This window comes from Rhizobium sp. Root1212 (assembly GCF_001424985.1).
GTDB lineage: Bacteria > Pseudomonadota > Alphaproteobacteria > Rhizobiales > Rhizobiaceae > Pararhizobium.
Genome location: NZ_LMDA01000003.1, coordinates 1 through 21,162, shown reverse-complemented (window position 1 = coordinate 21,162; position 21,162 = coordinate 1). Strand labels below are relative to the sequence as shown.

Genomic DNA, 21,162 nt, shown 5'->3' with positions numbered 1-21,162 from the left:
GAACCCCGAGGAGCGGGCATGACGAGAATTGCCTATGTGAACGGCGCTTACCTGCGCACAGCGGAGGCCGGGGTTTCCATCGAAGACCGCGGCTTTCAGCTCGCCGATGGCGTCTATGAAGTCTGCGAAATCCGGCATGGCTATATCGTCGACCTGACCCGGCATCTCGATCGTCTCGACCGGTCGCTGTCGGAAATCCGCATCGCCCCGCCGATGTCGCGCAAGGCGCTGGTCACGATCATCCGCCAGGTGGTCCGGCGCAATCACGTGAAGAACGGCCTGTTCTATCTGCAGGTCACGCGCGGTGCGGCACGGCGCGATCACGTGTTTCCGGCTCCGGATACCAAGCCAACGGTTGTGGTGACGGCAAAGCGCACCGATGCCTCGTTGATCGCCCGCAAGAATGTCGACGGCATCCGCGCCATCACAGTGCCGGAAAATCGCTGGGACCGGGTCGATATCAAGACGGTCGGCCTTCTGCCCAATGTGTTGGCGCGGCAGCAGGCGAAGGAAGCGGGCGCACAGGAGGCGATCTTCATCGATGCCGATAGCAGGGTGACGGAAGGGGCCGCCACCAATGTCTGGATCGTCGACAAGGATGGCGCGCTACGCACCCGCCCGGCCGATCACGGGATTCTGCGCGGCATCACCCGCACGACCTTGCAGGATGTCGCAACCAAAATTGGGCTTGAAATCGAGGAGCGAGCCTTCACCGTTGAAGAGATGCTCGCCGCTCGTGAAGTGTTCATCACCGCCGCGACCAGCATTTGCTTCCCTGTGGTGGCGGTTGACGGTCACACCATCGCCAACGGCCATCCCGGCAGCACGGCGCAGAAAATCCGCGAAGCCTTTTTCGACGTTGCGGAGAAGACTTTGATTTGATACCAAATCCGGGGAGATGCCGAAAACTCCATAGCTGGCGGTATTCGGGACATTAAAATCGTATAATCAACCGGTTAAATCGGAACCGGCAAATAAGAAAGAAGCGGCGCCATGGCGGAACGTTCTCAAAACCTGCAGGACCTTTTTCTCAATACCGTCCGCAAGCAGAAAATCTCTCTGACGATTTTTCTTATCAACGGTGTGAAACTGACGGGCGTCGTCACGTCTTTTGACAATTTCTGTGTGCTTTTGCGCCGTGACGGTCATTCGCAGCTGGTGTACAAGCACGCCATCTCGACAATCATGCCGGGGCAGCCCATGCAGATGTTCGAGAGCGAAGAATCCGCTTCCTGACAGGACACCTGACATTACCAAACGTGATACCAAATCGTCGTCTATCATCCCTGAGCTGGAAAAGCTTCGCGATGATATGCGCGCCCTCGTCATCGTCCCGGTTCTGAAGAAGGCCGGGCGGCAGGCTGCTGCCGATATCGTCGCCCCGACCACCACGCGCTCCGACGAAAGCCGGCTCGAAGAGGCGATTGGCCTCGCGCTCGCCATCGATCTGACCGTGGTGCAGGGGCTGATCGTGCCCATTGCCCAGCCGAAGCCCGGCACGCTGCTCGGCACCGGCAAGATCGAGGAAATCGGCCATCTGCTCAGCGAGCACAATGCCGGTCTCGTCATCGTCGATCACCCGTTGACGCCGGTGCAGCAGCGCAACCTTGAAAAGGAATGGAACGCCAAGGTCATCGACCGGACGGGTCTCATCCTCGAAATCTTCGGCCGCCGCGCCTCCACCAAGGAAGGCACGCTGCAGGTCGAGCTCGCGCATCTGAACTACCAGAAAGGCCGGCTGGTGCGCAGCTGGACTCACCTTGAACGCCAGCGCGGCGGCGCGGGCTTCCTCGGCGGTCCCGGCGAAACCCAGATCGAAGCCGACCGACGCCTGCTGCAGGAAAAGATCCTGCGGCTGGAAAGGGAGCTGGAGCAGGTGCGCCGCACCCGCCAGTTGCACCGCGCCAAGCGCAAGAAAGTGCCGCACCCGATCGTGGCGCTGGTCGGCTATACCAATGCCGGCAAATCGACACTGTTCAACCGCATCACCGGTGCCGGTGTGCTGGCCGAAGACATGCTGTTTGCGACGCTCGATCCGACGCTGCGCCGCATGAAGCTGCCGGCCGGCCGCACGGTCATCCTTTCCGATACGGTTGGTTTTATCTCCGACCTGCCGACCCATCTGGTCGCCGCCTTCCGGGCGACGCTGGAAGAGGTGCTGGAAGCCGATCTGGTCCTGCATGTGCGCGACCTGTCCGACCCGGACAACCCTGCACAAGCGAGCGACGTCCTGCGCATCCTTGCCGATCTCGGCATCGACGAGAAGGAAGGCGCAACCCGGATCATCGAGGTCTGGAACAAGATCGACCTGCTGGAGCCGGAAGCCCGCGAAGCTCTCGTGCAGAAGGCGGCAACGAGCAAAAATACGGTCGCCGTGTCCGCCTTTACCGGCGAGGGCGTCGATAAACTGCTTGGCGAGATCAACACCCGGCTTTCCGGCGTGATGACGGAATGCACCGTGGTTCTGGCAACGGACAAGCTGCAGCTTCTGCCGTGGATTTACGAGCACACCATCGTCGATGGGCGCGAGGATATGGAAGACGGTTCCGTCAGTCTCGACCTGCGCCTGACCGCGGCCGAATCGGTCGAACTCGACCGCCGTCTCGGCAATGGGCCGAAGCCGCAGGTGGACGACTGGTAAGCGGGCAGGGCGCCAACAAGTCCCGCCCGGTTCTTCGCGTCATCCTCGGCCTTGTGCCGAGGATCTTTCAATCTCTCCGAACATGCGGAGATCCTGCAGATACTCGGCACAAGGCCGAGTATGACGGAGTGGGCGGAGATTTCCGGCGTCTAATAAGAATTTTTTCTATCCCAACTGCCGCTCGATCGCCTTCGCCTGTTGCCACAAATCTTCCATCCGATCGAGGCTTGCTTCTTCCAGGCTCTCGCCTGCAGCTGACAATTCCGTTTCGATATGGTGAAAACGGCGACGGAATTTGGTGTTGGTGCCGCGCAAGGCCATTTCCGGCTCGACGCCGACATGACGGCCGATGTTGACGACGGCGAAGATCAGATCGCCGAGTTCGTCGGAAACCTTGGCCTTGTTGCCGCTCCTCAGCGCCTCCCGCAGCTCGGCCACTTCCTCTTCGATCTTGTCGAGGATCGGCTCCGGTTCCGACCAGTCGAAGCCCACCTTGGCGGCGCGCTCCTGCAGTTTCAGCGCCTCTACCAGCGCCGGGAAGCTGCGTTGCACGGAACCGAGATAGCCGGCATCGGGGTCTTCCGGCAGGTCGTGTTTTGCCCGCCGGGCGCGACGCTCGGCTTTTTCCGCGGTCTTGATCGCATCCCATTGCAGCTTCACGGCTTCCGGCGTGTCGGCATCGGAGCGGGCGAAGACATGCGGATGACGGCGGATCATCTTTCGAGTGACCGCCTCGACGACATCGCCGAAGGCAAAATCACCCTGCTCCTCCGCCATGCGGGCGTGAAAAACCACCTGCAGTAGCAGGTCGCCCAGCTCGTCGCAGAGATCGCCCATGTCGTTGCGCTCGATCGCATCGGCCACCTCATAGGCCTCCTCGATCGTATAGGGCTTGATGGTCTCGAAGGTCTGGACGATGTCCCAGGGGCAGCCGGTTTCCGGCTGGCGCAGGGCTTCCATGATTTCGATCAGGCGGCTGATGTCGCGGGAGGGCTGCATGACGTCAGTTCAGCGGAATGTCGTTGCCGGACTTGCCCGACTGATAGGTCTCCGACAGCACATCGTATCGCGCGCGGATGCGAGCATCCTGCTCCTTCAGCTCGGCCTTGAGGGCGGGCTCTGCCGCCTCGACGAGATCGCCGATCTTGGCGGAGCGCCAGAAGGCGTTGTTGCGGGCATAGCCGCCCGGCTCCAGCTTGAAGACTTCCTTCAGGATGCGCAGGTCGTGCGGGATGGCAAACGCGTCGCGCGAATCCTCGTGGCTGAAGAAATAGTAGAAATTGTCGAAACCGGCCCAGGTGATGGCCGAAAGGCACATGGAACAGGGCTCGTGGGTGGAGAGGAAGATCAGGTCCTTCGTATCCGGTTTTTCAGAGCGCTCGTAGAAACGCTTCAGCGTGTGCACTTCGCCGTGCCAGAGCGGGTTTTCCGTCTCGTTGTTGGTTTCGGCAAGAACCAGCGACAGGTCGGATTTGCGCAGGATCGCAGCGCCGAACACCTTGTTTCCGGCCGCAACGCCCTTTTCCGTGAGCGGCAGGATGTCATGCTCGAGAACGGAGAGCAGGCGGGCGGCAAGATCGGCCGGATCGGCTTGGGACATGGAAGACTCCTCTGGTATTGGCGGCATTTAAGGGATATCCGCCCGGCGAGGCAACAGGCCTGAGGGGTGGGGCCTGGCATCCTCCCGGAGAGATTTGCTCAATTCGGGAGAATGTCGGGTAAAACAATACGCAGCTGCAGAAAGAGAGGAATTTCTGTTTCTTCAATTTATTGCAGCGAAAAGAGATATTCCGCAGACCTGAAACAGGATCGTTTCCAGACCGATGCACGAACAGCTGACCGTTTTTCCGGCCTTCTTCCGCGTTGCGCAGAAATGCGTGGCGGTGTTCGGCAATGGCGACGAGGCCTATGCCAAGGTCCGGCTGCTGCTGAACACGCAGGCCCGCATCGTCGCTTACGCCGATGCGCCGGAAGCGGATTTCGCAGCCTTTCTTTCCTCGAAAGCCATCGAGACCGTGCGTGCCGCCTTCGTGCCAGAACAGGTCGAAGGCGCGACCCTCGTCTTTGCCGCGACCGGTGATGCCGCACAGGATCGTCTGATCGTCACCGCTGCCCGCGAGCGAAAAATCCCGGCCAATGCCGTCGATCAGCCCGACTATTGCGATTTCCTGACGCCGGCCCTCGTCAATCGTGCGCCGGTTGCCGTGGCGATCGGCACGGAAGGGGCAGGGCCGGTGCTCGCCCAGATGATCCGCGCTCAGATCGATCAGCTGCTTTCGCCGTCGCTCGGTCGTGTGGCCACATTGGCGCAGGCCTATCGCAGCACGGTGGAACGCCTTCTACCGCATGGTATTGCGCGCCGGGTCTTCTGGCACCGTTTCTTCTCCGGCGCCGTCGCCGATCAGGTCGCACTCGGCAAGGACGTCGAAGCGCGCCGTGAGGCGACGAAGCTGCTGCAGTCCATGGAAAAGGTGGCGGGTCACATCTGGCTCGTCGGCGCCGGTCCCGGTGCCGAAGACCTGCTGACGCTGCGCGCCCAGCGCGTGATGATGCAGGCGGATGTGCTCGTTTATGACGCGCTGGTGCCGCAGGCGATCGTCGATATGGGCCGCCGCGATGCCGAGCGTATCTCCGTCGGCAAGCGCAAGGGCTGTCATTCGAAGTCTCAGGAAGACATCAACCAACTGCTCGTTCGCCTCGGCCGCGAAGGCAAGCGCGTCGTGCGGTTGAAATCCGGCGATCCGCTCGTTTTCGGTCGCGCGGGCGAAGAAATGGCGGCTCTGCGTGAGGCCGGTGTATCCTACGAGATCGTGCCCGGTATCACCTCCGCTTTTGCCGCGGCTGCGGATTTCGAGCTGCCGCTGACGCTGCGCGGCGTTTCCTCCTCGCTGATCTTCACCACCGGCCATGATCTTGCCGGCGATGTTTTGCCGGACTGGGTAAGGCTTGCGATTTCCGGCGCGACGATTTCGGTTTATATGGGACGGAGCGTGGCAGCCTCGGTTGCCGGGCGTCTGATGGAGGCCGGCCTGCCTGCGGAAACCACGGTTGCCGTGATCGAGAATGCCAGCCGCGCCGATCGCCGCCTCCTGCATGGCACGCTCAGCGACCTGCCGGACCTGGAGCACCGCGACGAACTTACTGGCCCGGTGATGGTCATCATCGGTGATGCCGTTGCCGGTGCGAATTTCGAGCGCTCCGAACCGCTGGTTCGCGGCAAGACGATCGGACATGCGGGCGAGGCGACCCCTCGTTTGCACCACATGGAAAGCGAAGCAAGGAACTGACATGGCAGACAAGGTCTTGACCGCAAATCGCCTTTCGGACGGGATTTCCGTCTGGCTCGACGCCGCCGGAAACTGGGTGGAATCGCTGCAGGATGCCTTCGTCGCCCGCCATGCCGAGGCCGTTTCCGCGCTGGAGGCGACCGGCAAGACGGCCTTCGCCGACAACAAGGTCGTTGACGTCAATGTCATCGATATCGAGGAAGTCGATGGCGTGCTGCGGCCGCTTCGTCTTCGCGAGCGTATTCGCGCCGAAGGCCCGACTATCGATTACGCAACCGGCTATAAGGGCCTGAACGGCCCGGTCCAGGCTGCCTGAGGAAAGAACCAGCATGTATCGTTACGATGAATTCGACCATGGCTTCGTCTCCGGGCGCGTCGAGCAGTTCCGCGATCAGGTTACGCGCCGCCTTTCCGGCGAACTGGCCGAGGATGCCTTCAAGCCGCTGCGCCTGATGAACGGCGTCTATCTGCAGCTTCACGCCTATATGCTGCGCGTTGCCATTCCCTATGGCACTCTGAACAGCCGCCAGATGCGCATGCTCGCCCATATCGCCCGCAAGTATGACCGCGGCTACGGCCATTTCACCACGCGCCAGAACATCCAGTTCAACTGGCCGCGCCTGTCCGATACGCCGGATATCCTGGCCGAGCTGGCAACCGTCGAGATGCACGCGCTGCAGACCTCGGGCAATTGCATTCGCAATGTCACGGCCGACCATTTTGCCGGTGCCGCCGCCGATGAAGTCGCCGATCCGCGCCCCTATGCGGAAATCCTGCGCCAGTGGTCTTCGGTCCACCCGGAATTCTCGTTCCTGCCGCGCAAGTTCAAGATCGCCGTGACCGGCGCGGAGCGCGACCGCGCTGCCATTCAGGTTCACGATATCGGCCTGCATCTGAAGAAGAACGAGGCCGGCGAGATCGGTTTTGCCGTTTATGTCGGCGGCGGGCAGGGGCGCACCCCGATGATCGCCAAGAAGATCCGAGATTTCCTGCCGGAAGCGGGCCTGCTCTCCTACACCACCGCCATCATGCGCGTGTACAATCTGCACGGCCGCCGCGACAACAAGTACAAGGCTCGCATCAAGATTCTCGTGCACGAAACCGGTGTCGAAGAGCTTTCCCGTCAGGTGGAACAGGAATTCCTTGAACTCAAGGACACCGAGCTGAAGCTGCCGGAAGCCGACGTTCAGGCAATCTCCGCCTATTTCCAGCCGCCGGCTCTCGCCGAGCGTGCCGAAGGCTGGGCCAATCTGGCCGCCTGGAAGAAGGCTGATCCGGATTTCGCCCGCTGGGTGCAGCAGAATGTGCAGCCGCATAAGAACCCCGACTACGGCATGGTGACAATCTCGCTGAAGCCGATCGGCGGCATTCCGGGCGATGCGAGCGACGTCCAGATGGATGCGATCGCCGATCTCGCCGCGGAATATGCCTTCGACGAAATCCGCATCAGCCATGAGCAGAACGTCATCTTCCCGCATGTGGCGCTTGCCGATCTCGAAGCCGTCTACCGCGGCCTCGTCGCCATCGGCCTTGCAACCGCCAATGCCGGGTTGATCACCGATATCATTGCCTGTCCCGGCTTGGACTACTGTGCCCTTGCCAATGCGCGCTCCATTCCGGTCGCGCAGGAAATCTCCACCCGCTTCGGCGATCCGGGCCGTCAGGCCGAGATCGGCGAGCTGAAGATCAAGATTTCCGGCTGCATCAATGCTTGCGGCCATCACCATGTCGGCCATATCGGCCTGCTGGGTGTGGAAAAGAAGGGTGCCGAACTCTACCAGATCACGCTCGGCGGCTCCGGCGACGAGAACACCTCGATCGGCGAAATCATCGGTCGCGGCTTTGAGCCGGAGAAGGTGACGGACGCGATCGAGACGATCGTCGACACCTATCTTGGCCTGCGCCTCGATGCCGGTGAAAAATTCCTCGACGCCTATCGCCGCGTCGGCCCGCAACCCTTCAAGACTGCGCTCTACGGCGACAGCGCCCAGCAAGCCGCCTGAGAGGCAAGGACAAGACGATGACGAAAATCTGGAAGGAAACCGGCTTCGTGACCGACGACCCTTGGGTGGTCGAAACGGAGGAAACTCAGGCCGGCTCCAACGAAAAGGCGATCCTCGGCCTCGATGCCTTCCTGGAAAAGGCGCAAGCCGGTGAAACGGGCCTCGGCGTATTGATCAATCCGGCCGACGACGTTTTGCGCCTGCAGCCGTTCCTCGACCAGATTTCGCTGGTTGCGGTCGCCTTCCCCGCCTTCAATGATGGCCGTGCCTTCAGCCATGCTTCGCTCTTGCGTTCGCGCCTTGGCTTCGGCAAGGAAATCCGCGCCGTCGGAGATGTGCTGATCGACCAGGTGCCGCTGATGCTGCGCTGTGGTATCGATAGCTTTGCCGTCACCAATGCTACGGCGATCCGCAGGCTCTCCGAAGGACGCCTGCCGGGCATCGATAACCACTACCAGCCGACCGCGCGTCCTTCGACGGATGCGAAGTCCTATAGCTGGCGTCGGGTTTCGTAACCCGCGACAGTCTGAAGCATGCCGGAATTCCCGAAAATCCGCTATAATGGGAATGGAATTGCTTCCATTCCCGGTCGGTTTGGAATATCCGCAGATACCTGCAAACCGTAGTCAACATTGACAGGACATGATGCCAAGATGAATGCGCCGGCCAAGCTCGAAGAATTTGCGGTCACCGTTCCCGCCGGCGTTTTTGCCGAGACGGTCACGAGCGTTACCCATTATACGGATCGGCTGTTCAGCTTCCGCATGACGCGGCCTGCCGAATTCCGCTTCCGCTCGGGCGAGTTTGCCATGATCGGCCTGATGGTCGAGGGCAAGCCGATCTACCGCGCCTATTCGATCGCAAGCCCGGCCTGGGATGAGGAACTGGAGTTCTTCTCGATCAAGGTTCCGGATGGTCCGCTGACCTCCCATCTGCAGAAGATTCAGCCCGGCGATCAGGTGTTGATGCGCAAGAAGCCGACCGGCACGCTGGTTCTCGACGCACTGACCCCAGGCAAGCGCCTCTATATGTTCTCGACCGGCACCGGCATCGCGCCGTTTGCGAGCCTGATCCGTGACCCGGAAACCTATGAGAAATACGAGGAAGTCATCCTCACCCACACGACGCGCGATGTGGCCGAGTTGAAATACGGTTTCGAATTGATCGAGGAAATCCGCAACCACGAATTCCTGGCGGAAATCGTCGGCGACAAGCTGCGCCACTATGCGACGACGACCCGCGAGGACTATCCGTTCAGGGGGCGCATCACCAACCTGATCCGCGAGGGTAAGTTCTTCTCGGACCTGAACCTCCCGACCTTCGACCCGGCGACCGACCGCGGCATGATCTGCGGCTCCACCGAGATGCTGAAGGAAACCAAGGAGCTTCTGGAAGCCGCCGGCCTGGAGGAAGGCGCCAACAGCAAGCCCGCCGAATTCGTTATCGAGCGTGCTTTCGTCGGCTGATAGCCGCGATCCTCTCCAATAAAAAAGGCGGCTCGTCGGAGCCGCCTTTTTTCGTTTTTGTCTTTGGCTTCAGAGGAGAAAGTAGCCCTTCTGGAAGGTGATGGCATCATCCAGATAGATTGCGAAATCGGCGACCTTGTCACCGTCGGTATCGCCGGTGATCAGCGTCTTGTTGCCGGTGACGACGCTGCGCAACTGACCGGCAGCCCCGGTGAAAGCGCCGCTGCCGATGAAGCTGAACTCCTGGTCGCTGGCGATCTTGGTGTTGGCGTCTATGCCGGAGAGATCGATCCGGTCGCCTCCAGAATACACGAAGTCATAGATCGTATCGCGGCCCGAAGTCGCGACCGTGCTGTCCTGCGCCGCCTTGAAGACGAACCTGTCGCCGCCGGCGCCGCCGTAGAGCTTGTCGCCACCGAGGCCGCCGGTCAGGACGTCATTGCCGGCGTCGCCCCTGAGGGTGTCGTTGCCGGCTTCGCCGCGCAGCACATTGGCGCCCGTATTGCCGGTAATGATATCGTCGTAACTGGAACCGGTGATGTTTTCGATCGACGAGAAGGTGTCGCCAGCCGCGTCGTTCGTGCTCGATTTGGTCGTGAGCAGGGAGACCGTGACGCCCTTGCTGGCTCCGGCATAGGAAGCCGTGTCGATGCCCTTGCCACCATCCAGCTTGTCGGCCCCGTCGCCGCCGATCAGCGTGTCGTTACCGGCTTCGCCGCGTAGCAGGTTCGAGCCGGCATTGCCGGTGATGATGTCATTATAACCGGTGCCGGTGATGTTTTCGATCGACGAGAAGGTATCGCCTGCCGCGTCGTTCGTACTTGACTTGGTCGTGAGCAGGGAGACTGTGACGCCCTTGCTGGCTCCGGCGTAGGAGGCCGTATCGATGCCTGCGCCGCCGTCCAGCTTGTCGATACCGGCGCCACCGATGAGCGTGTCGTTACCGGCTTCGCCGCGCAGCTGGTTCGCACCTGAATTGCCGGTAATGATGTCATTATAACTGGTGCCGATGATGTTTTCGATCGACGAAAAGGTGTCGCCTTTTGCATCGTTCGTTCCTGCCCCCACCAGCGAGACGGTCACACCCCTGCTGGCCCCGGCATAGGAGGCTGTATCGATCCCTGAGCCGCCATTCAGCTTATCGGCACCCGCACCGCCCACGAGCAGGTCGTTGCCGGCATCACCGTTCAGCGTGTCGTTGCCGCCGTTGCCATAAAGCTTGTTATTGACCTGGTTGCCGGTAATCGTGTCGTTGCCCGAACCACCCTTGACGTTTTCTATCAGCGAACGGGTGTCCCCATTATAGAGCAAGGCATTGAAAATATTGCCGCGCGCATAGTTATCGTTCGGTCCGCCGCCGAGATAGCCGAGCTGGGCCTTGTCGAAGACGGAGAACTGGCCGGGGCGCAGATCGATCTTGAGACTTGTCTTGTAGGCGGTCAGGTCGAACGTGTCCTCACCGCCGCCATCCCACAGGGTCGCGAAGATGCGGTTGGCGCCGGGCGAGATGGCGACCTCGCCATTGACGAGCGTGTTGCCGCTGCCGGGCGTCCATTTGTAGACGGTGTTGCCGCTCTGGGTGGTGAAGTCGGCGCCGTACATATGCTGGAGGGCCGCGATATCGGCCATCATGAAGGTCTGCGGGCCGCCGAAAGTTTCGTAATAGTAGCCGTCTGATCCAATATAGCCGCTATAGGTCATCACCGAATATTCGACGGAATTCTTGTCGGCCGGAAGCGCCACGCCGTTATCCGATTCATGGCCATGCTTGAGACCGAGCGCATGGCCAAGTTCGTGGATCAACGTGTGCCAGGCATAATTGCCGGCGACCGGCTTGCGATAATCGTATTCGGTGCCGGCATAACTTGTGCTGAACCAGATGTCGCCGGCCTTTTCCCAGGTGCCGGGATAATAGGCATAGGCGGTGGGGTCAGCTGCATCCGATTGCGCGAAACGAAGATGAGCGTCGGTCGCCGTGCCCTGCGAGACGCCGAGATTGGTAAAGCCCTCGACGGAAAACCCGTCATTGGCGCTTGAACCATAGGCCAGGTCCAGCGCGAAACGAGCGGCGTTCTGCTGTGCCGCCGATATCGAACCGAAATTGTTGGTCAGCTCACTGGTCTCAGTATAGCTGTAGTGGGATGTGCTGCTGGGAAATGAATAGGTTATGTTGCTATCGCCCCAGGCGTTGCCGGAAATAACGCCATCGACGAGATCGGAGCCGGTCTGGTCGACCCACTTCCACTGCTTGTTGATTCCTGTCATCGCTTCACCTTGTATCGACTGCATTTTCATGCGCACAGTTGAGCATCGGCAGGCCGCTGGCTGTTACGTTGGTTACATATTCGCTCTGTAGCAACCAGAGCTTTCGGGAAACTAAAGGTGTTGCGTAAAATGTCGGTTTTTGAGCGTGACAGGGTTTGCGCGATCCTTTTGGCGGGAGGGCTTTCGATGATTCCCATGGCTTTTTTTAGTCCTGCCGAGGCCGGAAACGGCCCACCCGGAACGGGCGGCATCATGACGCCGGCCCCGGATGGGGAGGCAGCCGTGCGCAAGGAATATGCTGGCGTCGTCGCCAAGAACACGCGGGAGGCCTATGAGCTTTTCATCCGCCGCCATCCTAATCATCCGCTCGCTGACGAGGCGCGTGCCTGGCTGAAGCGTTGAAGTAGAGGCACCATGCTCGCAACTTTCATCTCTTGCTAATCTTTCCATAAAGCCAGTTGCTTGGCAGGGCCGAATAAAGTCCGACACCTGCCCGTCATGCGCTCATGAGAGTTGACGAAGCCGCGAGCGCAGGCCAGTCTTGACGTTGGGGAAGCGGCCGCGCGAAGCGAAAGCCGGAGGGATGAAAACGTGACGACGGGGACGTTTCTTGCGTGGCTGCTGATCGGCTTTGCCGGCCTGCTTGCCGTTCCCGCCGTCAGCCATACCAATGCGGAAACGACCATTTCCCTCATGGCCTCGTCCATGGCGTTTACGGCCATGGGTATCGCGCAATTCCTCGCCACCCGGCCGCCCTTCGTCGAGCGTCTCTTCGGCGGCCTCGATCGCATCTACCGGGCGCATCGCAACATCGGCATCGGCGTGCTGCTTTTGATTCTCGTGCACTACATCGTCACCCCGAACTTCAAGGGTCTGGCGTTGACAAGCGGTCTCAACGAAATCGCCAAAGACGTTGGCAATTATGCCTTTTACGGCTTCGTGGTCCTGCTGCTCCTCAGCATCGTCAAGACGATCCCGCGCACCCGAATCGAGTTGCCCTACCACCTCTGGCGCTGGACGCACCGGCTGATCGGCCTCCTGTTCATCATGGTTGCCTTCCACCAGACCTTCATCAAACGGCCCTATGACGGCACCGCGATGCTGGCGATCTATCTCAATATCTTCGCGATGCTCGGCACTGCCAGCTATCTCTATACCCAGCTTCTTCCCTGGATCAGGACGCGCCGCTACGAAGTGACCCACATCGAGCGCCATGAGGGGGCGACGATCGTTTCCGCCCGGCCGCTGGGCTGGAAGTTGCGAGCACGGCCGGGCCAGTTCGGCTTCTTCCGGGCGGGCAAGGCGGGGCTGCGCGAGCCGCATCCTTTCACCATCGCCGGCCTGGATGAGGACGGCACGGTGCGTTTCGCGATCAAGCCGCTTGGGGATTTCACCCGCGCCGTCCGCGAAGGACTGGCTGTCGGGGACCGGCTGCGGCTGGAAGGCGGCTATGGACGCTTCAACCATCGCCGCGGCGGCAAGAAGCAGATCTGGCTTGCCGGCGGCATCGGCGTGACGCCGTTTCTGGCGATGGCGAGCCGTCTCAAGGGCGACGAGGGCCAGGATATCCAGATGGTCTATTGCGTGCGCGACAAGAGCGAGGCGATCGGCCTCGACACGTTTTGCAGGCAGGCGGAAAAGCTCGCCAATTTCCATTTCGTCTTGCACGATTCCAAGACGGACGGACGCCTCGATGCCGAGCGGCTTGCTGCGGCAAGCACGATCGATCCGGGCGAGGCGGACCTCTGGTTCTGCGGCCCGCCCGCCTTGCGCAAGGCGATCGAAAGCGGGTTGAAGGCAATCGGCAAGAAACCGAAGCGTGTCGAGTTCGAGCGGTTCGAATTCAGATGAGCAAAGTCAGGGACGGGAGGGAGACGATGCACGACATCGGCCATGAAGCGAAGATGGGTACGCCGCGATTTGCCGTCCTCGGCTTCGCATTGGCGCTGGGCGCAAGCCTGCTCTGTCCCGCGGTAGCCTCGGCGCGCGACCGCTTCGCCGACGATGCCTTTACCGGCTACAAGGCGAATGTCGAAAACGGTAAATATCTCTTCAACGCCGCCGGCTGCGGCGCCTGCCACGGCTCCGGCGAAAACACCGAGCTGCTTTCCGGCGGCATGGAGATGCAAACCGCCATCGGCACCTTCTATGCGCCGAATATCTCGCCGCATGTGAACGGCATTGGCGGCTGGTCGAATGCCCGCTTCCTCAATGCCGTGATGGTCGGCGAGGACAAGGAGGGCAACAATCTCTATCCGGTGATGCCCTACACCTCCTATGGCGGCATGAAGCCCGAGGATGTGCTCGATATCAAATCCTATATCGATACGCTCGAAGCCTCCGATGCGACATCGAAGGAGCACGAGATTTCATTCCCCTTCAGCCGGCAGACGACGATCACGCTGTGGAAGCGCAGCCATTTCACCGTGCCGGAATACCAGTCGCGCGAACAGAACCAGATGGAACGCGGGCGCTATCTTGTGGAGAATGTCGGCGGCTGCGGCGAATGCCACACGCCGCGCACCACGACCTATGGGCTGGACATGGAGCGCGCCTATGAGGGCGAAAAAGGCCTGACGGGCGCCGTCGCCCCGGATATCACCAAGGCGCGCATGGCGGGGCTTGCCTCGCCGGAAGTCTTCACCACCGGCCTGATCGAAGAGGGCAAGAAGCTCTCGGGATCGCCGATCACCGATCCGGTGATGCGGCGCCTGGCGCACGGTCTTTCCGCCCTCAATGAAGCAGACCGCACGGCGATCTACGCTTTCCTGGCCGATCGCGAGGTCAAGCCGCCGTCGCCGGTCCAGCAATCGGCAACGGCCGTCTGCAAGGAGGCGACGCCCGCTGCCGCGCTGGAAGGGGACAATGCCGCGCTGGCATCCGCTGCCGATGCCTTCATCGGCAAATATTGCCGAAACTGCCACGGTCCGGGCGAAAGCGCGCAAGGGAGCTATCCGGCCGGCGACCTGATGTCGATCGGCGCCGACGCGGCCTTCGTGACTCCGGGCGATGCAGCGAAATCGCGTCTCTTCACCTCCGTCACCAGCGGCCGCATGCCGCTCGGCAAGCGGCCGAGCGAGGAGGAGGTCAAGGCGCTGGGCGACTGGATCAACTCGCTCACCAGCGCCAACCTGCCGCAAACGGCAGCCGCCAAGCCGGCGCGTACCCGGCCGATGCTCGCCTATGGCGATTTCATCGAGGCGGCGTTGAAGGATATCTCGACCGTCAATCCGCTCGACCGCCAGTTCGTCCGCTATTTCTCCTACCGCAACCAGTACAACGGCATGATGGGCTGCGAGGAGGAGAAGACCTTCATGAAGCGCATGCCGACGCTGGCGGGCGGCTTCAAGAAGCTTTTGAATTCGCTATCCTACGGCCCCGAACTGGTGCTGCCGCATGAGGTCGAGGGCACAAACGGGCTCTTGGTGCGGGTCGATCTGCGCGATCTGGAATGGTCCGGCGACGATTACAAGTTTCTGGTGAAGGATTATTTCTACGGCGTCGATCCGGCGAGCGACGCCTCGCTTCTGGCGCTGTCGAAGGAGACTGACAGCGTTTTGCCGATCATGCGCATCGACTGGTTCATGGCCAATGCGGCGAAGCCGAGAATCTATAACCAGTTGATGAAACTGCCGCCGCACATCCGCGATCTGGAGAGCCGCTTCAAGATCGATGTCGACGACAATATCCGCCGGGGCAGAGTGCTGCGCGCCGGTTTTGCCGATGGTTCCTCCGGCGTTTCCGATCACAACCGCATGCTGGAACGGCACGACATGCCCTTCGGCGGCTATTACTGGAAATCCTACGATTTCGGCGGCGATGTCGGCCGGCAGGTGCTGAAGCGTTTTCCGCACGGCCCGAAGGAACTGGAGCCGCTTGATACAGGCCTGCAGTCCTTCCTGCATGACGGCGGTGAAATGATCTTCTCGCTGCCCAACGGGCTGCAGGGCTACTATCTCTCGACATCGGCCGGCAAGCAGCTCGATGTCGGCCCGACGACGATCGTTTCCTTCCGCAAGCGGCCGATCGGCAAGGGCGTCGAGATCGTCAATGCGCGCTCCTGCTTCGATTGCCATGCCAACGGCATCCTTTCGAAACGCGATCAGCTGCGTGAGCATATCCAGACCTCGACGCTATTCGACCGCGACCAGAAGGACCTGCTGCTGAAGCTTTATGTCTCCCAGGAAGATTTGGATGCGGCCTATGACAAGGACCGCAAGCGCTTCGTCGATGCGCTGGTGAAGCTCGACGTCACCCAGCCGACGCCGGATGGCGGTGCCGAAAGCATGCAGGCGCCGGGCAGCGCCGAACTCGTCACCTATTTCGCCGATAAATACGAGGACGAACTCGATTTCGCGGCGCTAGCCTCCGAATTCGACATGACGCCGGAAGAGTTCTCCCGCGCCGTCCAGCAGGTAACGGATAACGACACCCTGCGGCTGGCGCTCGACTGGGTGACGACGCTGGAGGCCGGGGGCACCATCCCGCGCGCGGAACTGGAGCAGCAATATGCCAACCTGCTGCACCCGCTGATGCAGCTGAAGCCGCTCGATACGACGACGGTGCATTTTTCCGACGGTTACGCGCTTGCCGCAAGCCCGGAGGCGATCACCACGCAGGCGAGCCTGAAACAGGAGACGGTGGCCGCCGCGACGCCGGAATACCGGCAGGAGGAAACGAAGAAGGAGGGTAAGCTGGAGCTTGCGCTGCATGTCGCCTCGACCACGGCGAAGGTGGGAGACCAGCTCTCCTTCGAGCTGAGCACCAACAAGGCTTGCGAGCTGCAGGTGCTTTATGTGGAGGAGACCGGCAATGTCGAGATTATCCCCGATGCGATGATCGGCAATACCACGCTGCAGGCGGGCGAGCGGCGGCTCATTCCGCAGGCTGGCACCGGTAATCTCACCTTCGATACGCCGGCGCCGGCCGAGACGATGGTTGCCTTCTGCCGCGCCGGCGGACTGGCTGAGCAGAAGCTGACGGCCGAGCAGGCCCGCCAGATCGTCGCCCAATCGCATCTGCCGCCGACACGTGGGCTTGCGATCAATCTGGCGAAAAAGGCCGAGGATGATCAGGGCGCGAGCGGCCTGCAGGTCGTGACCTTCGAGATCAGGCCATGAGGGAGAGCGACGCATGAGGTTGAAGCTTGTGGGTCTTGCCCTTCTGTTTGCGCTGCCGTCCATGGCGGCGCAGGCGGCGTGCCCTGCGCTGACCGCGGTTGCAGAGGCGACGAATGCGGGTGACGAAAAAGCGGCGAAACGCATTGCCGGGGAGGGCGACAAGGCGGGATGCAGCGCCGATGACGTGGCGCTGATCGACCGGATCGCGGCACTTGCGACCTTCAACCGCATCGTGGCGGCCGTGGGGGCGGGGGCAAATCTCGCCGGCTTCGAAAGCGAGCTTCAGGGCGTGATCGCCGAAACGGCGGCCCCCTGGCAGGTGCTCGATGCGCTTGGCGATATCAACCGCGACCGCAAGGGTTACGAGGCGGCGGCCCGGTATTACCAGATGGCGCTGGAAGACAGCGACAACCGAACCCTGACGCCCGACTGGATGGCGCCGGACGCCGCCTATATCGCCCGTCTCGACCGCATGGCGACGGAGATGCGGTTGGCTGCACCCAAGCCGGTGAAACTCGCCATGCGCGGCGCCTGCAAGGTCGCCTATCGCGGCGTCTCCCTGAAAAAGAAGGCGACACCGGTGCGTTATGTCTTCGGTACGGCGGAGTTCACGCCGGAAGGCATCGAATCGGCCAGGGACCTGTCGCAATGCCTGAAATCGGTGAAGCCCAAGGCCATCACCCTGATAGGCCACACCGACCCGATCGGCACCGCCGCCTCCAACCGGACGCTTTCCGTGGCGCGCGCTGAGGCGCTGGCGAATTATCTGGTGGCCGAGGGGTATGACGGGGCATGGCAGGTGATCGGCAAGGGTGAGGACGAACCGTTCAAGCCGGATGACGCGAGCGCCTATGACGAAGAGATTTTGAACCAGCTGAACCGCCGTGTCGAAGTCGATCTGGAGCAATGATGATGCTGCGTGGCGTTTTGCTTTCCGCGTTTATGGCCCTGACCGCGTCCCAGACGGCGCTCGCGGCGACCCGCGCCCTTATCATCGGCATCGATGCCTATCCACATGAGGTGAACCTCGAAGGCGCGGTCAAGGATGCGCAGGATGTCGCGGGTGCGCTGCAGAAAGCCGGTATTGCCGAGCTTCTGACGTTTTATGATACGCAGGCGCGCAAGGATGATATCCGCGCCGGCTGGAACAAGCTGGTTTCCGATTCTCAGGCGGGCGACACGATCATCCTCACCTATGCCGGTCATGGCTCGCAGATGCCGGAGCTGGTAGCGGGCGACGAGGAGGACGGGCTCGACGAATTCCTGCAATTGCCGGGCTTCGACCGGGCAAGGGCTGCGGAAACCGAAAACGAGATCATCGTCGATAATGAGCTGAACGCCTGGTTTTCGGAAGCCGAAGCCAGGGGCGTGCGGGTGTTGTTCGTCTCCGACAGCTGCCATTCCGGCGGCATGAGCCGCTCCTTTACGGGCAAGACGCGGCTGGCGCCGGCTGTCACGGTCAAGCTTGCTCCGCCTTCTGAGGAGGCGTCGAGCGGTGCCGCGATCCGTGAGGCGAATTTCCGCGAGGTGACGATGCTGGCCGCATCGCTCGAAAGCCAGCCATCGCCGGAGGTGATCATCGAGGGTGAGCCGCGCGGTGCGCTGAGCTGGAGTTTTGCGCGCGCCGTTGAAGGTGCGGCCGATCGCAACGGCGATGGGAAGATTTCGCGTGTCGAGCTGGAAGACTATGTCTTCGCCAATGTGAAGCATCAGTCGGAAGCCTTGCAGGTGCCGAATTTCACGCCGCAACTTCCGCGCTCCGCCGATGAACTGATGTTGCCGATCGGAGCGGGCGGCACGGCAAAGGTCGAGGGGCAGGCGGGGAAGAAGGCAGCCGAGCTTGGCTGGCAGGACCGGCTGGCGCTCGATGCGGGCGGCGCGACGGCGACGCTACAGCATGTCGGCGGCTCCGGCGTGCCCTATCGCTGGGATGCCGCCAGCGGTGTTTTCTACACGCCGAATGGCGATGTGGCGGGCGAGCACGTCGATGATAAAAGCATTCAGGGCGTGGTCGATAAATTCGTGCTGCTCGATTTTCTGAAGGTTCTCGCCAGCCGCAATCCCGGCGAGGTCTCGCTTGCGCCACAAAAAGACATCTATGCCAAGGGCGACCGGATCGCCTTCGAAGCGCCGGCCAGCCGCTACCACAACATGATCGTTTTCAATCTTGCCAATACCGGCGAAGTCCAACTGCTCGACGTGCAGGCTGAAGGCACAGAAAGCCATGTCTTCAAGCTCACGGATCTGGAGGTTGTCGAGCCCTTCGGGGCCGATCATCTGGTGGCGATTTCCACCAACGAGCCGATCGACGCCATCGCAGCCCTTCTGGCGCAGAAACGGGTGGATGCGGCGGACCTGCTACAGGTGCTTCTGTCACGCCTCGATGGCACGGATACGGCGGTGGCGATCCAGCCCCTCTATACGAGGGAAAAGCTGTGATGGGTTTCCTGAAGGCGATGCTTGCTTTCTCTTCTCTCCAGCGGGGAGAAGGTGCCCAAAGGGCGGATGAGGGGGCATCCCCTGATATTCCGAGCCGGCCTTCCCCCTCATCCGGCTCTTCGAGCCACCTTCTCCCCGCGGGGGAGAAGGGAAAGTGCGCGGCAGCTTTCCGAACCTATGCGGCGGCTTTGGCTATTCTGGCCGGCTTCCTCAGCTCAACGGTCCTAGCCGCGGATCGCGCGCTGGTCATCGGTATCGGCACTTACGAAAACCTGCCGGAGGATATGTTCCTTCACGGTCCGAAAAACGACGTGAAGGCGATTTCCGGCCTTCTGACCGACAAGCTCGGCTTCAAGTCGAATGGCATACGTCTGCTGACCGACCAGCAGGCGACGAAAGCGGCCATCCTGTCGTCGATCAGGGAATGGCTGATCGAAGGAACGAAGCCCGGCGACCGCGTTTTCCTCTATTTTTCCGGCCACGGCCTGCAGGTGAAGGATGAAAGCGGCGACGAGGAAGACGGCATGGACGAGGCGATCTCGACCTATGACCTGAAAGCCGGCGACGAGGACTGGACGAACGTCATCCTCGACGACGAACTGGAGCCGCTGATCGCGGAGATGAAGGGCAGGGCCGTGACCGTGGTCATTGATGCCTGCCATTCCGGCACGATCTCGCGTTCGCTGTCGCCGCAGGCGGTGTCGGGGCTGAAGGGCGCGCGCTATCTTCCCCGCCCGTTCGCGGCTGTGAAGAAGCCTGCGACACGCGGCCTGCGCATCGATCTCGGCGTGGTCGACAAGCCGCAGGCGCTGGCCGAGGCCGGCGTAACGGTCTGGAGTGCCGCGGCACCCTATCAGGTGGCCTGGGACGATGTGCGGCTGCCGATAGAGGAGCGGCATGGCGTTTTCACTGAGGCTTTCGTGGATGGCTACCGGCCGGAAACGTCCGATGGCAATGCCAACGGCCTGATCAGCAATGCCGAACTGCTGGACTACGTCACCCGCGAATCGAAGGTCTATTGTGAGGCGCAGGAAGCCTGCGACGGCATCGATCCGCAGCTTGAGACGACGCCGGAGGCTTTGGGAACGGCTGTCGTTAAGCCTGAACCGGTCGTGGAAACACCCAAACAGGAAAAGCCGGAATCCGCTTATGAAGAGGTGAAAACGGACGCTGCTGTCGCGCCTGTTTATGTCGCCGCCGATCCGCTCTCGAATGTTGGCGATATCCTCGGCCGTGGCGATACCGGCGATGTCTCCGTTAGCCTCCATCCCGGCCCGGACCTCAAATCGGGAGAAGCCTTTACCATCTCCGTCACCAGTCGCCACGACGGCCAGTTGGTGCTGCTGGATGTCGATGGCAAGGGCATGGCGACGCAGATCTTCCCGAACACACTTGCCCGGAAGATCACGCCTCTGACGGCCGGCCAGCCGCTGACGATCCCGGATGCCTATTACGGCTTCGATTTCGAGGCGGAAGGTGAGGGCGAAAACATGCTCGTCGCGGTCGTCGTCGAGGATGACGTCGATCTCACCCCCGTTGCGCCCAAGGAAAACGGCCTGTCCGAGCCGGTCAAGGCGCGTGAGGCGCTAAGCGATATCGTCGCGCGGCTGCGCAAGGTCTGGACTGGCGATACCGAGAACCGCGGCACCCTCTGGTATGCCGGCACGCTGAAATACCGCATCGATTGACACGGATGGCCCCAAACGCAAACAAGCCCCGCCGTGAGGCGGGGCTTGTTTCGTCCGTCGCCGGAAAAATAGTGCTTAGTGCAGGATCTGGCTGAGGAACAGCCGGGTGCGCTCGTGCTGCGGATTGTCGAAGAATTCGGCCGGCGAGTTCTGTTCGACGATCTGGCCCTGGTCCATGAAGATCACGCGGTTTGCGACCTGGCGGGCAAAGCCCATTTCGTGGGTCACGCACAGCATGGTCATGCCTTCTTCG

17 protein-coding genes and 1 pseudogene are annotated in these 21,162 nt (G+C 61.5%); 14 read left to right on the top strand and 4 right to left on the bottom strand.

Translation table 11 applies throughout. The features are described from left to right. Nucleotides 1-18: 18 nt before the first annotated feature. From ASC86_RS07770 to hflX, 3 genes are all read left to right on the top strand, one after another. Complete coding sequence (locus ASC86_RS07770; protein ID WP_056318802.1) at nt 19-882, top strand: D-amino-acid transaminase; 864 nt, start codon at nt 19-21, stop codon at nt 880-882. Nucleotides 883-993: 111 nt separating this feature from the next. Further along, nucleotides 994-1,236, top strand: a complete 243-nt coding sequence (hfq, locus tag ASC86_RS07765; protein WP_018325164.1) for an RNA chaperone Hfq — start codon at nt 994-996, stop codon at nt 1,234-1,236. Between the two features lie 76 nt (nt 1,237-1,312). Beyond that, the gene (gene hflX, locus ASC86_RS07760) at nt 1,313-2,641 is read left to right on the top strand and encodes a GTPase HflX (RefSeq protein ID WP_056318798.1); all 1,329 of its coding nucleotides are present in this window, start codon (nt 1,313-1,315) and stop codon (nt 2,639-2,641) included. Nucleotides 2,642-2,806: 165 nt separating this feature from the next. Here the strand turns inward: hflX and mazG are convergent, their stop codons facing one another. Together mazG and ASC86_RS07750 are read right to left on the bottom strand one after the other, a co-directional pair. Next, complete coding sequence (gene mazG, locus ASC86_RS07755) at nt 2,807-3,640, bottom strand: nucleoside triphosphate pyrophosphohydrolase (RefSeq protein WP_056318794.1); 834 nt, start codon at nt 3,638-3,640, stop codon at nt 2,807-2,809. A gap of 4 nt (nt 3,641-3,644) precedes the next feature. After that, nucleotides 3,645-4,241: a nucleoside deaminase gene (locus ASC86_RS07750; RefSeq protein ID WP_056318791.1), complete on the bottom strand. Its 597-nt coding sequence runs from the start codon at nt 4,239-4,241 to the stop codon at nt 3,645-3,647. Between the two features lie 223 nt (nt 4,242-4,464). Between ASC86_RS07750 and cysG the strand changes: the two genes are divergently transcribed. The 5 genes from cysG (at nt 4,465) to ASC86_RS07725 (ending at nt 9,397) form a co-directional block, all read left to right on the top strand. Then, complete coding sequence (gene cysG / locus ASC86_RS07745) at nt 4,465-5,928, top strand: siroheme synthase CysG (protein ID WP_056318789.1); 1,464 nt, start codon at nt 4,465-4,467, stop codon at nt 5,926-5,928. 1 nt (nt 5,929) lies between these two features. Continuing rightward, complete coding sequence (locus ASC86_RS07740; RefSeq protein WP_056318786.1) at nt 5,930-6,244, top strand: DUF2849 domain-containing protein; 315 nt, start codon at nt 5,930-5,932, stop codon at nt 6,242-6,244. 13 nt (nt 6,245-6,257) lie between these two features. Beyond that, nucleotides 6,258-7,931, top strand: a complete 1,674-nt coding sequence (locus ASC86_RS07735) for a nitrite/sulfite reductase (RefSeq protein WP_056318782.1) — start codon at nt 6,258-6,260, stop codon at nt 7,929-7,931. 17 nt (nt 7,932-7,948) lie between these two features. Further along, nucleotides 7,949-8,446 (top strand): DUF934 domain-containing protein, encoded by a 498-nt coding sequence (locus ASC86_RS07730; RefSeq protein WP_056318780.1) that lies wholly within the window; start codon nt 7,949-7,951, stop codon nt 8,444-8,446. A gap of 138 nt (nt 8,447-8,584) precedes the next feature. Continuing rightward, a complete protein-coding gene (locus ASC86_RS07725) occupies nt 8,585-9,397 on the top strand; it encodes a ferredoxin--NADP reductase (RefSeq protein ID WP_056318777.1) in 813 nt (270 codons plus the stop codon). 69 nt (nt 9,398-9,466) lie between these two features. Here the strand turns inward: ASC86_RS07725 and ASC86_RS27000 are convergent, their stop codons facing one another. Next, nucleotides 9,467-11,662 carry a M10 family metallopeptidase C-terminal domain-containing protein gene (locus ASC86_RS27000; protein WP_082598944.1) on the bottom strand — a complete coding sequence of 732 codons (2,196 nt, stop codon included), beginning with the start codon at nt 11,660-11,662 and terminating at the stop codon, nt 9,467-9,469. Between the two features lie 186 nt (nt 11,663-11,848). Between ASC86_RS27000 and ASC86_RS25615 the strand changes: the two genes are divergently transcribed. The 6 genes from ASC86_RS25615 (at nt 11,849) to ASC86_RS07695 (ending at nt 20,909) form a co-directional block, all read left to right on the top strand. Continuing rightward, nucleotides 11,849-12,064: a hypothetical protein gene (locus ASC86_RS25615; protein ID WP_156386951.1), complete on the top strand. Its 216-nt coding sequence runs from the start codon at nt 11,849-11,851 to the stop codon at nt 12,062-12,064. A gap of 189 nt (nt 12,065-12,253) precedes the next feature. Continuing rightward, nucleotides 12,254-13,513, top strand: coding sequence for a ferric reductase-like transmembrane domain-containing protein (locus ASC86_RS07715; protein WP_056318773.1), 1,260 nt, complete (start codon nt 12,254-12,256; stop codon nt 13,511-13,513). A 26-nt stretch (nt 13,514-13,539) separates the two neighbouring features. Next, entirely contained in the window at nt 13,540-16,782 is a 3,243-nt protein-coding gene (locus ASC86_RS07710; RefSeq protein ID WP_056318769.1) for a c-type cytochrome, read from the top strand. A gap of 13 nt (nt 16,783-16,795) precedes the next feature. Continuing rightward, complete coding sequence (locus ASC86_RS07705) at nt 16,796-17,692, top strand: OmpA family protein (RefSeq protein ID WP_056318765.1); 897 nt, start codon at nt 16,796-16,798, stop codon at nt 17,690-17,692. Then, on the top strand, nt 17,692-19,221 hold the full coding sequence (locus ASC86_RS07700; protein WP_056318762.1) for a caspase family protein: 1,530 nt from the start codon (nt 17,692-17,694) through the stop codon (nt 19,219-19,221). The genes ASC86_RS07705 and ASC86_RS07700 overlap by 1 nt, the downstream gene beginning before the upstream one ends. A 188-nt stretch (nt 19,222-19,409) precedes the next feature. Next, complete coding sequence (locus ASC86_RS07695) at nt 19,410-20,909, top strand: caspase family protein (RefSeq protein WP_056318759.1); 1,500 nt, start codon at nt 19,410-19,412, stop codon at nt 20,907-20,909. A 75-nt stretch (nt 20,910-20,984) separates the two neighbouring features. Here ASC86_RS07695 and ASC86_RS07690 read toward each other — a convergent pair. Further along, nucleotides 20,985-21,162, bottom strand: a pseudogene (locus ASC86_RS07690) (amino acid ABC transporter ATP-binding protein); the annotation flags it as partial.

Excerpts from the sequence above, each read along its gene's own strand:
- ASC86_RS07770 (WP_056318802.1), top strand. The coding sequence starts at position 19 with ATGACGAGAATTGCCTATGTGAACGGCGCTTACCTGCGCACAGCGGAG.
- hfq (WP_018325164.1), top strand. The coding sequence starts at position 994 with ATGGCGGAACGTTCTCAAAACCTGCAGGACCTTTTTCTCAATACCGTC.
- hflX (WP_056318798.1), top strand. The coding sequence starts at position 1,313 with ATGCGCGCCCTCGTCATCGTCCCGGTTCTGAAGAAGGCCGGGCGGCAG.
- mazG (WP_056318794.1), bottom strand. The coding sequence starts at position 3,640 with ATGCAGCCCTCCCGCGACATCAGCCGCCTGATCGAAATCATGGAAGCC.
- ASC86_RS07750 (WP_056318791.1), bottom strand. The coding sequence starts at position 4,241 with ATGTCCCAAGCCGATCCGGCCGATCTTGCCGCCCGCCTGCTCTCCGTT.
- cysG (WP_056318789.1), top strand. The coding sequence starts at position 4,465 with ATGCACGAACAGCTGACCGTTTTTCCGGCCTTCTTCCGCGTTGCGCAG.
- ASC86_RS07740 (WP_056318786.1), top strand. The coding sequence starts at position 5,930 with ATGGCAGACAAGGTCTTGACCGCAAATCGCCTTTCGGACGGGATTTCC.
- ASC86_RS07735 (WP_056318782.1), top strand. The coding sequence starts at position 6,258 with ATGTATCGTTACGATGAATTCGACCATGGCTTCGTCTCCGGGCGCGTC.
- ASC86_RS07730 (WP_056318780.1), top strand. The coding sequence starts at position 7,949 with ATGACGAAAATCTGGAAGGAAACCGGCTTCGTGACCGACGACCCTTGG.
- ASC86_RS07725 (WP_056318777.1), top strand. The coding sequence starts at position 8,585 with ATGAATGCGCCGGCCAAGCTCGAAGAATTTGCGGTCACCGTTCCCGCC.
- ASC86_RS27000 (WP_082598944.1), bottom strand. The coding sequence starts at position 11,662 with ATGACAGGAATCAACAAGCAGTGGAAGTGGGTCGACCAGACCGGCTCC.
- ASC86_RS25615 (WP_156386951.1), top strand. The coding sequence starts at position 11,849 with ATGATTCCCATGGCTTTTTTTAGTCCTGCCGAGGCCGGAAACGGCCCA.
- ASC86_RS07710 (WP_056318769.1), top strand. The coding sequence starts at position 13,540 with ATGCACGACATCGGCCATGAAGCGAAGATGGGTACGCCGCGATTTGCC.
- ASC86_RS07705 (WP_056318765.1), top strand. The coding sequence starts at position 16,796 with ATGAGGTTGAAGCTTGTGGGTCTTGCCCTTCTGTTTGCGCTGCCGTCC.
- ASC86_RS07700 (WP_056318762.1), top strand. The coding sequence starts at position 17,692 with ATGATGCTGCGTGGCGTTTTGCTTTCCGCGTTTATGGCCCTGACCGCG.